We start from the raw sequence: 15,071 nt of genomic DNA on the forward strand, positions 1-15,071 counted from the left end.
TGAGTTAATGTTTTAGTTAGAGTATTGCGTAAATTTGCGCCGAATAATAAAACCAATTAACTTAAATTTTAATATGAAAAAATTTAATCAATTTTTATGTATTGCCATATTGACCCTGTTCTCAACAGCGATATATGCTCAAGCCACTATCACAGGAAAAATTATTGATGGTGACATGAACTCACCACTTCCTGGTGCCAATATTATAGTTAAAGGAACAACAAATGGAACAACGACAAACTTTGATGGTGATTTCACTTTAAATGCAGCATCAGAATCTGGAGAGGTTGTAATATCTTATGTGGGGTACGTAACTCAAACTATAGCCTATAGTGGAGATACAGATTTAGGAACAATTACGTTAATGTCTAGTGACGTAGGGTTAGATGAAATTATGATTATCGCTTCTGTAGCAGTTGATAGAAAAACGCCAGTTGCAGTTTCAACCATAAAAGCAGAAGAGATTTCTTTAAAATTAAGTACTCAAGAATTTCCTGAAATTTTGAAATCTACTCCAGGTGTATATGTAACAAGACAAGGTGGTGGTTACGGAGATAGTAGAATTAACCTTAGAGGATTTGATTCTGAAAATGTAGCGGTAATGATTAACGGTGTTCCAGTAAACGACATGGAAAATGGAGCTGTTTATTGGAGTAACTGGGCAGGTTTAGGAGATGTAACTTCCACTATGCAAGTTCAAAGAGGTTTAGGAGCTTCTAAAGTGGCAGTTTCATCAGTTGGTGGTACAATTAACATTATTACTAAAACAACAGATGCTGTTCAAGGAGGGAATATTATGTCGACTATAGGAAACGATGGGTATTTAAAATATGGAATGACATATTCAACTGGTTTAAATGAAAAAGGATTTGCTGCAACAGTTAGTGCGTCAAAAATTTCTGGTGATGGATATGTTGATGGAACTGAATTTTCAGGATATAACTATTTTGTAAGTTTATCTCAACAAATAAATGATGCGCACAGACTTTCATTTACTGCATTTGGGGCGCAACAAGAACATGGGCAGCGTTTTAACCGTTCAACTATTGCTGAATTACAAGAAACAGACTCAGGACCTAAGAAAGCAAATAAAGATTGGGGTTATAAAAATGGTCAAGTTTATCACCAATCGTACAACTTCTATCATAAGCCTCAAATGTCTATAAACCATTTATGGGATATTAACGAAAAGTCAGTTTTATCAACAGCGGTTTATGCTTCTTTTGGTTCTGGAGGAGGAAGAAGAGATGAGGGCTCAAAAATCGGGTCAGCAGAATATAGAATTGGGTCTACGGGCTTAACACCAATTGATTTCGACAGAATCATATTAGAGAATAAAGCAAATGGGGTGAATGGTTCCAGCGATATTATATCATCTTCTAGAAATTCTCATGAATGGTATGGTATATTATCTACTTATAAAAATAGAGTTAATGATGCATTGACTATTTCAGGTGGTTTAGATGGACGCTATTATATTGGCTCTCACTGGTACCAAGTAGATGATCTTTTAGGCGGAGAGTTTTACTTGGATAATGAAGTTAATACATTTGCTTTCGGCCAACCACTTAAAGTTGGAGACAAGTACAATAAAGATTACGATGGTATAGTTTTAAGATATGGTCTTTTCGGACAGGCTGAGTATCAACTCACAGAAAAGTTGAATTTCTTTATGGCTGCAGATATTTCTAATAGTAGTTATAACCAGAAAGAATATATGAATAGAACCATTACAGGAAGCAGAAAGTCTGAAACACAAAGCTTCTTAGGCTATGGTATTAAAGGGGGTGGTAACTATAATCTTGATGCTAATAATAACGTTTTTGTAAATATAGGCTACTTTTCCAGAGCTCCATTCTTAGATGCTGTATTTATTAACGAAGATGGCATAGATGCTAATACAGATGCTGTAAATGAAAATGTATTTAGTGCCGAATTAGGATACGGTTTTCGTGGTGATAAGCTAAGTGCCAATGTCAATGTATATTATACTAATTGGTTGGATAAAGCTGTTGAAGGAAGGATACCAAATGATAACGACCCATTTTTTTATAACTTATCAGGTGTAGATGCCTTACATCAAGGTGTTGAGGTTGACTTTAGATATAAGGCCACAGATATTCTCACTGTAACAGGTATGGCGTCTTTGGGTGATTGGAAATGGACAAGTAACGCATCAGGTCCTGCGAGAAATCAAGCGGGACAGGTGAGAGATACAATAACTGTTGTCGCCGATGGTTTGAAAGTTGGTGATGCTGCTCAGACTACTTTTGCTTTAGGTGTTGACTACAAGCTAGCACCAAAATCTAATATCTACGTAGATTATAACTTTGCAGGTGACAATTACGCATCTTATGATGTTACAAATAGAGAAAGTGCTGGACTTCCTGACGTCTGGAAAATCCCTGATTTTGGTTTATTTGATTTAGGGATGAGACATACCTTTGAATTGGGTTCTTTCGAAGCAACCTTAAATGGTAAAATCAATAATGTATTTAATACAGAGTATATCTCTGATGCAAATGACGTTGAGGGCTTAGCTGAAAAAGCTCTAGTATATTACGGACCGGGAAGAACCTATAGTGTAGGATTAAAAGTTAAATTTTAAAAAATAATTGAGATGAAAAGAATAATTTATTGTTTAGCAATTTTGGGTATAACCTTCGTGGGTTGTGACCCAATGGAGGATATCTATGATGATTTAGATACAAGTGCCGATCCAATAGTGGGTAGTGATACATATACACTAACTAGTGATGATTATGACGCCTTAGACTTGGGTTTCGGAAGTTTTAATTCTGAACAACAAGCAAAAGATTCTATTCCACAACTATTAGAAACAATGTATCCATTTTGGGGCGAAGGTTCTCAAGTGTTAGTGGGATATGATTTATATATTGGTTCGGCCGAAGGTGTAAGTGATTATACTGGTGCTACCATTTATGAATTCACTAATTCTGATTATGCTACCGCTGGAAGTGATGCTTTTGGATTTTATCCAGACGTCAACGCTTCTGAAGAGATTCCTGCAATACTCGAAGCTCAAATAGTAGATCCAGTTGAAGGAGATGTAGTTTTAGCGAAATATGATCAATATACTGAAGATCCTGTAGTGGGACTAGCGGATTTAGTGGCTTATGATTTTGCCGGAAGTCTTGAAGGATGGAATATTGTTGAAGAATCAGGTGATGATGAGGTATGGACATCAGAAACAGGTAACGTGCGCGGAAATGGTTTTTTTGGTGACCAATATTCAAATGTTGAGTGGCTAGTTTCACCTTCCATAGATTTGTCTGGGGAAAGTGATTTGAAATTCCAGATTACACAAGAACTTGATTTTGCCGGAGATCCATCTTTAGTTAAAATTTTAGTCTCTACAGATTATTCAGGTGACGTTTTAACTGCAACTTGGGACGAAATTGTATTAGCAAATCCTGCAACTGAGGATATGGCGACTTCTGAAGATTACGATTTTTCTGCTTATGACGGCGAAACTATTAATATTGCTTTCAAATATACATCTATAGGAGATGATCCAAGTACACCTGACGTTGATGAAGGTGATGCTGCAAGATGGAGAATACAAAGTTTAAAAATTAAGACATTAGGCGCTACTGGTGAAACCAACTCTAAAGGAGAATACTTTATGTATTCAGCAGGTGCTTGGGATACTATTGAAGGTGTTTATTACTTAAGTTCTGCTGATTTTGATTCAATGGGTGAAGGTTCTGGTCAACCTGGACAATATGATAATTTCGGTAGTTCAATTCCGCCAGATAATTATTTACCAACATTCTTGGAATTGACTTTCCCATATGCTCAAGAGGAAGAAGAGTTATTGGTCATATATGATTATTATTCAAGTTCAAGTGGAGCACAAATTAGAGGTAATGCTTATACTTATATGAATGGCGTATGGTCTGGTCATGAAAGTGTCATTTCTACAACGTTACAATTTGGTATTGAAGATGGTATTTGGGTTCCAGATAATACAATTAGATATACACTAACTAGTGATGACTATGCTGCGATAGTTTCTGCTTTAGCTACGGATTATCCAGCAGCCACAGATAGTATGGGTAACTATGGAAATATGGACAGAAGAGCTGGAAACAGTGCTGAATGGACTGATGCCATGGTATTAGATGCAATTAGCGTCGTGCTCAACAATATTGATCCATCTGCAGCAGAAGAACAAAAATATATTATTACAATTGAAGTTTACAATGGTAGCAATACTACAGAAGATTTCGCAGTAATAAAAATGGGAGGTGAATGGGTTTACCAAAACTAATTGATCTTTAAAATTAAAAAAGCCTCTTGATAATATACTTCAAGAGGCTTTTTTTATTTAAAAAAAGTATTAATCCTCCCAACGCACACTCTCCATAATCTTCTTAATATCCTTCTTCAAATATTCTGCAGCCGGATAAATAGAATCGTAATTAGGTTTCGCGTAGAAGTAAAGCGAACCACTTAAAAAGTGATTAATACTATCCGTAACATAAAATTGGGATTGCGATGCTGCGTTACCTCCAATTTCATACAACATCCCATATACATTTGCTTCCTTGTTTTCATAGAGATTACTTGAAATTTCATCAGCTTTGATCGTATGTTTTTGGGTGAGGTTTTGAGCATCTCTCAACAAGCTATCCAAATTATTGTTTTCCACCGCTTTATAAGTGAGGTAAATAGTGGCTTTTAAAGTTGGGTATTTTACATCAACACCATTGGTTTTACCCAAAGACTTTATAGTTTTTATTGGATTAGCAAGTTCATTTTTTTCAAAAGAGAATGGTAATGGGACACTAGTCTTTTTGTAATTGGCTTTTGGGTACTCTAATCTTAAATAACCTTTAGGTTTTGGTAACGGATCGTCTCCACAACTAAACATCAATAAACCTAATAAGGGTAAGACTATTCGCTTCATACATGTCGATTTAATAAGGTGAGTTTAATTTGTTTAATGCGTTTGCGCTCTAACGCTTCTACAGTAAAAACGTAATTTTCAAAATTTATTTTACTGCCGATTCTTGGAAATCCACCCGATATCTCTAGAACAAAACCAGCAAGTGTCTCGGCTTCGCCTTTTCGAGCGTCGAAAAGTTCTGCATCGTCTTCAATACCTACTATTTTATAAACATCTTTAAGAGGTGTTTTACCTTCAAAACTATAATTGTTATTGTTAAGCTTGGTGTAAACTAAGTCATCGTCATCGTATTCATCACTAATATCACCAACAATTTCTTCAATTATATCTTCCAGCGAAACCAGTCCCGACGTGCCTCCATATTCATCTACAACTACCGCAAGATGTACTTTTTTAGTCTGGAATTCTACCATTAGATCATCCAATTTTTTGTTTTCCGGTACAAAGAAAGGTTCGCGTAAAATGGTAGTCCAATCAAATGTTTTTTTGTTTAAATGCGGTAACAAATCTTTCACATAGAGCACTCCCTTTATGGTGTCGATGCTTTCTTCATAAACAGGAATACGGGAATAGCCATTTTCAATAATCTCTTTGATTATGGTTTCATAAGGTGTATTCATACTCAAAGCAAACAAATCCATGCGAGGTCGCATCACTTGTTTGGTATCTGTATTTCCAAAAGAGACAATGCCTTGCAGAAGTTTTTGTTCTTCTTTAGTGGTGTCTTCATCATTGGTAAGTTCTAATGCCTGTGATAACTGATCGACGCTAAGGTTAGAGCGTTGTTTACCAAATTTATTCTGAATTTGTATAGTAACGAAACGCATTGGTAAACTCAATGGTGATAAAATCACATCCAAAACCCGTAAAGGTCTTGCCATAAACGATGAAAATTTTACACTATTTCTACTGGCATAAATCTTCGGAATAATCTCTCCAAATAATAATATTAAAAAGGTTGCTGAAACGACCTCAATCAAAAATCGAAAAAGTGTATTTGTAATACTGCTAAAAAGCGTTTCTCCGATGTAGGCGAACAACAATACAACCGCGATATTGATGAAATTATTAGCGACTAATATTGTTGCCAATAATTTTTTTGGCCGTTCTAAAAGTGAAGCAATAATTTGCATCGCAGCAGATTTGTTCTCTAAACCTTCATCTACATTGGATTTGGTCAGGGAAAACAAGGCCACTTCAGCTCCGGAGATTAAGGCAGAGCAAAGCAATAAAACAACAAGCACAACTATACTTGTTATAAACGACGTATTAATAACTAATAAATGTGAAATTAAAACCGTGGGTTCTGGGTCCAAGTTAAGATACTATTAAATGGTTAAAAAGGTAAATCATCATCACCTTCCGCCTCTGTATTAGTAGGGGCAGATTTTGGCTTTTGAGGATTACTATCGGTATTGGGCTTCTGGGATTGCTGTGGTTGTTGATCACCTTTAGGCGTTAAGAACGTAAATTCATCACATTGTATTTCTGTAGAATAGCGTTCCATACCCTTGTCATCAGTCCATTTTCTAGTTTTAATGCGTCCTTCAATATAGACTTTATCGCCTTTAGTTAGGTACTTTTCACAGATTTCGGCGGCTTTGTTTCTCACCACAATATTGTGCCATTCCGTATTTGTAATGCGCTCATTGGTCTGCTTACTCACATAAGACTCACTTGTCGCAATAGGAAAACGGCCAACACAATTTTTATCATCAAAATAATGCATTTTTACCTCGTCTCCTAAGTTTCCAATTAGCATCACTTTATTTAATGTTCCGGCCATAATTATTTTATTTAATAGGTTGCAAAGTTACTCAATTGTGTAGTCACAACTTTAAAAGTACTAAAAAAATGTGATTTCTTTAAGGTTCTAAAAACCAAACCGGTCTATAAAGTCGCTAATAAGTACAGGAGCAGGATATTTAGTCAATGATTTCGTAGAAATTGCATCGCTTGGTAACTGCGCTACCTCAATAATCCAAAATTTGGTGTATAGATGCAGATGCGACAATTTATGGACAATATCGACGTCATTATACAAGGAATAATCGAAAGGTTTTAAGCTTAAAAATGAATCCTCTAAATTCAATAAATGAAATTCTTCAGAATTCAAACTTTTTTCAGATTCAACCAAAGGGAATTGATATAGGTTCTGCCAAATCCCTTTTTTTGCTCGTTTTTCAAAAAGGGTTTGCTGGTTGTTATCAATAAAAACCAAAAAGTTGAAGTATTTAGTGGTCACTTTAGTTTTCTTTAGTTTTACAGGAAGGACATCGACCATTTTTTTCTGAAGCGCCATACAACCATTTTTGAGGGGACAAATGTTACAATCGGGATTTTTTGGTTTGCATTGTAGCGCACCAAATTCCATGATGGCTTGATTATATGTTGCTGGCTGATCCTCATCGATCAGAGAATTCGCCAAAGTTTTGAATTCTTTGATGCCTAAAGTAGAATTGATAGGCGTTTCAATGCCAAAATAGCGCGATAAAACTCTATACACGTTGCCATCTACCACAGCCGCAACTTCGTTGAAGGCAATGGAAGCAATGGCACTAGCTGTATAATCTCCAACGCCTTTTAGTTTTAATAAATCATTGTAATTATCAGGAAAATGGCCATGAAGCTCATCTACAATATGTTTAGCTGTATAATGAAGATTCCTTGCTCTGGAATAATAGCCCAAACCTTGCCATAATTTTAAAACCGATGTTTCAGAAGCGTCGGCAAGGTCGAAAATAGTTGGGTATTGGGTAACAAATTGTTCATAATAAGGTAAACCTTGCTTAACCTGGGTTTGTTGTAAAATAATTTCTGAGAGCCAAATATGATAAGGATTTCGGGTTTCTCTCCATGGCAATTGTCGTTTATTTATTGAGTACCAGTTAATTAGTTTATGTTTGAAATCCATTGGCCTTTTTTAATGAAAAGCAAAATTAAATGTTTATTGTGTTAAATTTTAATTAATTACGTTTGAACTATTGAAATTAAATTACCTATATTTGCAATCCCTTAGAATAAATAGTAACCCTAAAACTAGTAACAATGACAAAAGCCGATTTGGTAGCAAAAATATCTGATAAATTAGGTATTGAAAAAGGAGACGTACAAGCAACTGTAGAAACCTTTATGGAAGAAGTAAAAACATCTTTAGAGAGCGGAGATAACGTGTATTTAAGAGGTTTCGGTAGCTTCATTATTAAAACAAGAGCTGAAAAAACAGGTCGTAATATCTCAAAGAATACTACAATAAAAATTCCAGCACACAACATACCAGCATTTAAACCAGCTAAAGTATTTTTAGAAGGTGTTAAATCTAATGTTGAAGTGAACTAAGAAAGCATTTAAAATAAAATATTAATTAAAAAGCATTATTTATTATGCCAAGTGGTAAAAAACGAAAAAGACACAAGGTAGCGACGCATAAGCGTAAAAAACGTAGACGCGCTAATCGTCATAAAAAGAAATAAATTGTTAAAAGTAGTTTTATAACTACTTTTTTCAGTTTTAACGAAACGTTCTTTGATATAGAATCTGGCGTATTTAATAGAGTACTCCAAGATTTGTTGGTTTCCCGATTAAATTCGGGACCTGTGTCAATTAATTGAACTGATTTGAGCAGTTAAAATCTAGCGAAGATTTAAGTTTATAGTCATATTTTGAATCTTTTTAAGTTGCTTAGCAAGCGCTAAGAAGCGATGAAAGAAAAGAAAAAGCTATAAGCGGTAATTTTTATTAGACCTAAAAAGTTTAAATCAGTTCACTAAGTAAAATCCATCTATCTCAATTAAGAGTTAGATATAAATTAACATTATGAACAATGAATTAATCGTAAGATCGAGTTCAGATATTGTTGATTTTGCCTTATTAAAAGATGGAAAACTTATTGAATTGCATAAAGACGAAGAGGATAACAACTTTGCGGTTGGCGATATTTTTATTGCCAAAATACGTAAAGTTATTCCTGGTTTAAACGCTGCGTTTGTTAACGTTGGCTATGAGAAAGATGGTTTTTTACACTATCATGATCTTGGACCGCAATTGCCTTCACTTTTAAAATTCATTAAACGTGTAAGCACAGGAAAATTAAGGGATTACACCCTTAAAGACTTTCCGATGGAAAAGGATTTGGACAAACATGGCAGTATTGCAAATGCCATAAAATCCAATCAATCCATTTTAGTACAAGTAGTAAAAGAACCGATCTCTACAAAGGGACCACGCATTAGCTCAGAATTGTCTATTGCTGGAAGATACATTGTCTTGGTACCTTTTTCTAATCGTATTTCAATTTCTCAAAAAATTGAATCGCAAGAAGAAAAAGACCGTTTAAAAAGACTCGTAAAAAGTATCACACCTAAAGGGTTTGGGGTTATTATTCGTACTGTAGCTGAAGGCAAAAAAGTTGCCGAGCTCGATAGTGATTTACAGAATTTGCTGGATCGATGGACAGCAATGTGTAAAAAATTGTACAAAGCACATCACCCAACCAAAGTACTGGGAGAAATGAACAAAGCATCCTCAATTTTAAGGGATATTTTTAACGATTCATTCTCTGGTATTGTTGTCGATGATGAAGAAATGTACATACAAGTAAAAGATTACGTGCAACAAATTGCACCGAAAAAAGAGTCTATAGTAAAGTTTTATAAAAATGGTGTTCCAATCTTTGAAAAATTTGGCATAGAACGCCAGATTAAAACATCATTTGGAAGAACTGTTTCTATGGCAAAAGGCGCTTACTTGGTTATAGAACATACTGAAGCACTACATGTTGTAGATGTGAATAGTGGTAACCGATCTAATAAAGAAAAGAACCAAGAAGACACCGCTTTGGAAGTCAACATGATTTCTGCCCAAGAAATTGCCAGACAATTACGTTTACGTGATATGGGTGGCATTATCGTTATCGATTTTATCGATATGGGACGTGCCGAGAACAGAAAAAAACTTTACAATTATCTCAGGGATGAGATGAAAGACGACAAAGCAAAGCACAAAATATTGCCGCCGAGTAAGTTTGGTTTAGTGCAAATAACCAGACAGCGCGTTAGGCCAGAACGCAATATTAAAACGAAAGAAGAAAATCCTAATGTTTTAGGCGATGAAATCGAAGCACCAATTAAAGTGGTGGAGCGTATTAATCAAGACCTAGAACGCGTTTTCAGAAAAGATTATAAAAAAGTAACACTAAATGCACATCCTTTTATAGCAGCCTTTTTAACCAAAGGGTTTCCATCAGTACGTTCAAAGTGGTTTTTTGAACACAAAAAATGGGTAAAAGTTTTACCTAGAGATGCTTACACTTATCTTGAATACCATTTTTACGATAAAGATGGTAACAAAATCAAATAATATCTATTAGTAAAAAAGCCCAATTAGATTCCGATAACTATCGGAACAATTGGGCTTTTTGTTTTTAAGTATATGTTCATACTTAAATATATCCACTTTTAGTATTGAAAACTATTGAGCTGATATTTCCATATTTCATTGTTTTGGAATTGTCCTAATACCAAAAAATAAAACCCTCACATTTCTGGAAGAGTTTAAACTTTAATTCAATACTTCTGTTTGATTAGAACCAAATACAGAGAAAATAAACTCTTTAATGCTTGGTTCTAGTATTTTATAAACTTCTTTTTTATCATCTGGAATATCTTCTTCGGAAATCATCATGAAATAAAGAATAGGTTTGGGCACATTTAATACTGTACAAATTTTATCCAAAGTTTCTGGCTTCGGTTCATACGCACCATTGATAATTTGAGATAATGCGGTTGTGCTTTTATCAATTTTTGAAGCTAATTCTTTTTGAGTTAAACCTCTTTTTTTTATCAAACTTCTAATTACTTGTCCTATTTCCATATTTTAATCATCATCAAAAAAGCCAGTTATAATCTTAATCAAGACTGCAACTATTTGTGTAATTCTTTTCTCGGTTTTGGCTTGTTTTAAATTTCTTTTTACATCTATTAATAATACCTTCGTTTCATCTGAAATCTCATCTGATAACAAAGCGTCATTTATTTTATCTAAAATATTTTTTTTCATTATTACTATTATTTAAAATTGATACTGAAGGTTGAATAACCTTAAATTGTAAATTTTCAATAATAGTATTACCATGATAATCATCGAGATTTTTAAAATGAAAAGATTGAATTTTTCTAATCAATAGCCTTAAGTTTCTTTGGATACAGGTAATTAAATAAAAAAGAATTCTTTTGAGCCTTCTATTTATTTTCTTAATTAATACATTGTATTTTTTAATCTTTTCTTGGCGAATTATATAGTCCCAAATAAATCTTCTCTTATCATGGTCTTTTTCTTTCAAGTACAATATTATAAGATCTTGGATATTGTATCTTCTTAAAGAAGCGCGAAGGGAAAATGAATTATTTTTTAAATAAACAAAATCAACTTTGATAGCCTCAACAAAGGACTTCATTGATTCTAATCCAGAAATAGTCTTTCCAAGATTGCACTTTGATTTTATAGATGTAAAATCAGTTTTCACAAAATTTTCTTGAATGCTATTTGATATGGAATCTAAATTTATATCTGATAAAGATTCAAGCATATATTTGACTTTCTCAGACATAGATGACCCAATCCATTCAATCATTTCAAGTTCTTCATTTTGAAACGAAGTTTGTAGAGATAAAAAATCTTTTGGATTTGATGCGTCAATAAATTTCATAATTTAAATTTAAGTAAAACTTAAATATCACACAACTATATTTGAGATTATTTTTTGCACTAACGATTGAAACGGCATCCTTTTTAGAGGCACGAAAAAAAGATATAGTGGAAAGCGTGGTTTAATTTGGTGCTAAAAACCAAATTAAAATTGCCCAAATAAAAAAATCCCAAACACGAATGCTTGGGATTTGAAATTTTAAAATTGGAATTTGAGATTCCTTTTTTCAAAGGAATTTGTTAATATCGATAATGCTCAGGCTTATAAGGTCCTTCAACTTTTACACCAATATAATCAGCTTGGTATTCTGCCAATTCAGTTAGCTCAACACCTATTTTTTCTAAGTGTAATTTCGCTACTTTTTCGTCTAAATGCTTTGGTAACATATACACATCGTTTTCGTACTTGTCGCTGTTTTTCCAAAGTTCAATTTGCGCTAACGTTTGGTTGGTAAATGAATTACTCATTACAAAACTTGGATGACCAGTTGCACAACCTAAATTTACTAAACGACCTTCTGCTAGTATGATAATGTCTTTACCGTCAATAGTATATTTATCTACTTGTGGCTTAATGGTATCTTTAGTATTGCCGTGGTTTTTGTTCAACCAAGCCATCTGTATTTCGTTATCGAAGTGACCAATATTACAAACAATAGTTTTGTCTTTCATGGCTTCAAAATGCTCAGCTCTAACAATATCCTTATTTCCTGTAGTGGTAATAACTATATCTGAGTTGGCAACAACAGTTTCCAATTTCTTCACTTCAAAACCGTCCATTGCAGCTTGTAATGCACAAATAGGATCGATTTCAGTAACGGTTACAATACTTCCTGCGCCTTTAAAAGAGGCAGCTGTACCTTTACCAACATCGCCATAACCACAAACGGTTACACGTTTTCCGGCCAACATAATATCAGTGGCGCGACGAATCGCATCTACCGCAGATTCTTTACAACCATATTTATTATCGAACTTCGACTTTGTAACAGAATCATTCACGTTAATCGCTGGCATTGTTAATGTACCATTTTTAACACGCTCGTAAAGTCTATGAACTCCAGTCGTTGTTTCTTCAGACAATCCTTTAATTCCAGCAGACAATTCTGGATATTTATCCAAAACCATATTTGTCAAATCGCCACCGTCATCTAAAATCATGTTTAATGGTTTTCTGTCTTCACCAAAGAACAAGGTTTGCTCTATACACCAATCAAATTCTTCTTCTGTCATGTCTTTCCAAGCATAAACAGCGGTTCCTGCGGCAGCAATAGCAGCTGCAGCTTGATCTTGAGTTGAGAAAATATTACAAGAACTCCAAGTCACTTCTGCGCCTAAGGATTGCAATGTTTCAATTAAAACCGCAGTCTGAATCGTCATGTGCAAACAGCCTGCAATACGTGCGCCTTTTAAAGGTTGCTCGTTTTTATACTCTTCACGCAAACTCATCAAACCTGGCATTTCTGCTTCAGCCAATTCAATTTCTTTTCTTCCCCAAGCCGCAAGCGACATATCTTTTACCTTATTAGGTACGTAGGCAACTGTTTTTGTACTCATATTTTTTTGACTTTTTTTAAATTATACTTGCCTTTGGGTTTCACACTTAAATAGTTAAATTCGCTACATAAAAAATGCGAAATCTGCCTCAGGCAGTGCAAAGATAACCAATAACATTCAGAATTCTAAATGCCATTATACAAAACCATTAGTGTAAACTCACAAACTACTGTTAAAATTTGGAAGATTGAAGAAACTTATGAGGAGTTATTTCAGCCTTTAGATTTAAAACCTAACAGTTTAAAACGGGTTTTAGGGATGAAAAGTGAATTGCATCAACGTGGTTTTTTGAGTGTGCGTCATTTGTTACGCGAATTTGGTTATACAGACCAGGATTTGTTTTATGACGACAACGGAAAACCGCATCTAAAGGATGGGAAACATATTTCCATTACGCATTCCTTTACCTTTTCTGGAGTCATTGTAAGTGATAAAGAAGTAGGCATTGATATTGAAAAGCAACGCGAAAAAATAACAGTCATTGCCCATAAATTTGTGGATTATGAATACAATTACTTAAAATCTACTGATGACGATTACATCAATAGACTTACCGTAATTTGGGGAATTAAAGAATCGCTTTATAAACTTTTTGCCGTTCCTGGCATGTTGTTTAGAGATCATTTTTTAGTGATCCCTTTTTCGATGATAGATGGTCACACTGTGGCTTGGATTGATTATGAAGGTAAAAAATATAGGTATAATACCGCTTTTTTAGAGTTTGAAGGGTTTACCTGTGCTTATGTGATTCCGTAATGAACAGTATTTACCAAAATATAATTGCTGAAAAAGCTAAAGCCGAAAAACTCTTAGCCGTTTTGATTGATCCGGATAAGATGAAGGTTGAACATATGTCGAATTTTATGTCTAAGGTCAATCAATCCATAGCCACACATATTTTTGTGGGAGGCAGCGAAGTTGATGAAGGTTTAACGGAAACTTTAGTCATCGAAATTAAAAAACACACCAATTTACCGGTTGTTTTATTTCCTGGCGATATCGTTCAAATTACGGATAAAGCAGATGGTATTTTGTTTTTATCTCTAATTTCTGGTCGGAATCCAGATTATTTAATTGGTAAACACGTCGAAGCAGTTTCCAGGTTGAAGCACTCTAATTTGGAAGTCATTCCAACAGGATATATTTTAATTGAAAACCTTCCTGCTGTTAAGCATGGTGGAAAAGAAACTGCTGTACAACGTGTGAGTGAAACTAAACCAATTCCGAGAAAAAAGGTTCAAACAATAAAAGACACGGCAAAGGCAGGAGAATTATTAGGCATGAAATTCATTTATCTTGAAGCTGGTAGTGGCGCAACACATCCTATTGAAGCTGGTATTATTTCAGAAGTTAAACAACAACTCAATATACCTTTGATTGTTGGAGGAGGCATAAGAACAAAAGCCGACATGGAATCAGCTTACAAAGCAGGAGCAGATTTAGTGGTTATAGGAACTGCTTTTGAAGCGGATGAAACTTTCTTTGATGAATTAATAAAGTAACTCAGACTGTGTCAGACTGAGGGCAGTCGAAGTCCATATAAACTAATGTATAATTAAAAGATTACCGCTGAAGTTAACATTGAGCGTAGTCGAAATGCAAAACAAAGTATGAAAATATCAATAGAACTCACACTTACACCACTAAAAGACGATTACGAACCACACATCATCGACTTTATAAAAGCGCTTAGGTCTTCTGAATTTAAAATTTTGGAAAACCCTCTAAGCACGCAGATCTATGGGGATTATGATAAGGTAATGGCTTTTTTGACCCAAGAAATTAAGAACTCATTTTCAGGTTTAGACATTGCCGTATTGCAAATGAAATTAGTTAAAACTGACAGAAGCGATTATGAGCCACATTTTTAATATCC

Annotated in this window: 15 protein-coding genes; 7 read left to right on the top strand and 8 right to left on the bottom strand. The window is 34.4% G+C overall.

Annotation, left to right across the window (positions count from 1 at the left end):
• Positions 1–73 precede the first annotated feature (73 nt).
• Entirely contained in the window at positions 74–2,608 is a 2,535-nt protein-coding gene (locus tag HM987_RS00385) for a TonB-dependent receptor (RefSeq protein WP_179004268.1), read from the top strand.
• Positions 2,609–2,620: 12 nt separating this feature from the next.
• Entirely contained in the window at positions 2,621–4,294 is a 1,674-nt protein-coding gene (locus tag HM987_RS00390) for a choice-of-anchor J domain-containing protein (protein WP_179004270.1), read from the top strand.
• A 69-nt stretch (positions 4,295–4,363) separates the two neighbouring features.
• Here the strand turns inward: HM987_RS00390 and gldD are convergent, their stop codons facing one another.
• The 4 genes from gldD to mutY all read right to left on the bottom strand — a co-directional run bounded on the left by gldD (position 4,364) and on the right by mutY (position 7,847).
• Complete coding sequence (gldD, locus tag HM987_RS00395; RefSeq protein WP_179004272.1) at positions 4,364–4,933, bottom strand: gliding motility lipoprotein GldD; 570 nt, start codon at positions 4,931–4,933, stop codon at positions 4,364–4,366.
• Positions 4,930–6,249: a gliding motility-associated protein GldE gene (locus HM987_RS00400; RefSeq protein ID WP_179004274.1), complete on the bottom strand. Its 1,320-nt coding sequence runs from the start codon at positions 6,247–6,249 to the stop codon at positions 4,930–4,932. The genes gldD and HM987_RS00400 overlap by 4 nt, the downstream gene beginning before the upstream one ends.
• Before the next feature lie 20 nt (positions 6,250–6,269).
• A complete protein-coding gene (locus tag HM987_RS00405) occupies positions 6,270–6,719 on the bottom strand; it encodes a single-stranded DNA-binding protein (RefSeq protein ID WP_179004277.1) in 450 nt (149 codons plus the stop codon).
• 87 nt (positions 6,720–6,806) lie between these two features.
• Complete coding sequence (gene mutY, locus HM987_RS00410) at positions 6,807–7,847, bottom strand: A/G-specific adenine glycosylase (protein ID WP_179004279.1); 1,041 nt, start codon at positions 7,845–7,847, stop codon at positions 6,807–6,809.
• Positions 7,848–7,981: 134 nt separating this feature from the next.
• Between mutY and HM987_RS00415 the strand changes: the two genes are divergently transcribed.
• Positions 7,982–8,272, top strand: coding sequence for an HU family DNA-binding protein (locus HM987_RS00415; RefSeq protein WP_008270198.1), 291 nt, complete (start codon positions 7,982–7,984; stop codon positions 8,270–8,272).
• Positions 8,273–8,749: 477 nt separating this feature from the next.
• Complete coding sequence (locus tag HM987_RS00420) at positions 8,750–10,291, top strand: Rne/Rng family ribonuclease (RefSeq protein WP_179004281.1); 1,542 nt, start codon at positions 8,750–8,752, stop codon at positions 10,289–10,291.
• A gap of 201 nt (positions 10,292–10,492) precedes the next feature.
• Here the strand turns inward: HM987_RS00420 and HM987_RS00425 are convergent, their stop codons facing one another.
• The 4 genes from HM987_RS00425 to ahcY form a co-directional block, all read right to left on the bottom strand.
• Complete coding sequence (locus HM987_RS00425; protein ID WP_179004283.1) at positions 10,493–10,804, bottom strand: helix-turn-helix domain-containing protein; 312 nt, start codon at positions 10,802–10,804, stop codon at positions 10,493–10,495.
• Positions 10,805–10,807: 3 nt separating this feature from the next.
• A complete protein-coding gene (locus tag HM987_RS00430) occupies positions 10,808–10,990 on the bottom strand; it encodes a hypothetical protein (RefSeq protein ID WP_179004285.1) in 183 nt (60 codons plus the stop codon).
• Positions 10,968–11,639 (bottom strand): hypothetical protein, encoded by a 672-nt coding sequence (locus HM987_RS00435; RefSeq protein ID WP_179004287.1) that lies wholly within the window; start codon positions 11,637–11,639, stop codon positions 10,968–10,970. Before HM987_RS00435 ends, HM987_RS00430 begins: the two co-directional genes overlap by 23 nt.
• A 239-nt stretch (positions 11,640–11,878) precedes the next feature.
• Entirely contained in the window at positions 11,879–13,195 is a 1,317-nt protein-coding gene (gene ahcY / locus HM987_RS00440) for an adenosylhomocysteinase (RefSeq protein ID WP_179004289.1), read from the bottom strand.
• Positions 13,196–13,324: 129 nt separating this feature from the next.
• On the opposite strand from ahcY, the gene HM987_RS00445 reads away from it, so the two are divergent.
• The 3 genes from HM987_RS00445 (at position 13,325) to HM987_RS00455 (ending at position 15,066) form a co-directional block, all read left to right on the top strand.
• On the top strand, positions 13,325–13,951 hold the full coding sequence (locus HM987_RS00445; protein WP_179004291.1) for a 4'-phosphopantetheinyl transferase family protein: 627 nt from the start codon (positions 13,325–13,327) through the stop codon (positions 13,949–13,951).
• Positions 13,951–14,697, top strand: coding sequence for a geranylgeranylglyceryl/heptaprenylglyceryl phosphate synthase (locus HM987_RS00450; RefSeq protein ID WP_179004293.1), 747 nt, complete (start codon positions 13,951–13,953; stop codon positions 14,695–14,697). The genes HM987_RS00445 and HM987_RS00450 overlap by 1 nt, the downstream gene beginning before the upstream one ends.
• Before the next feature lie 108 nt (positions 14,698–14,805).
• Positions 14,806–15,066, top strand: coding sequence for a hypothetical protein (locus HM987_RS00455; protein ID WP_179004295.1), 261 nt, complete (start codon positions 14,806–14,808; stop codon positions 15,064–15,066).
• The last annotated feature ends 5 nt before the right edge of the window (positions 15,067–15,071 follow it).

It is taken from the genome of Winogradskyella forsetii (assembly GCF_013394595.1).
Taxonomy (GTDB): domain Bacteria; phylum Bacteroidota; class Bacteroidia; order Flavobacteriales; family Flavobacteriaceae; genus Winogradskyella; species Winogradskyella forsetii.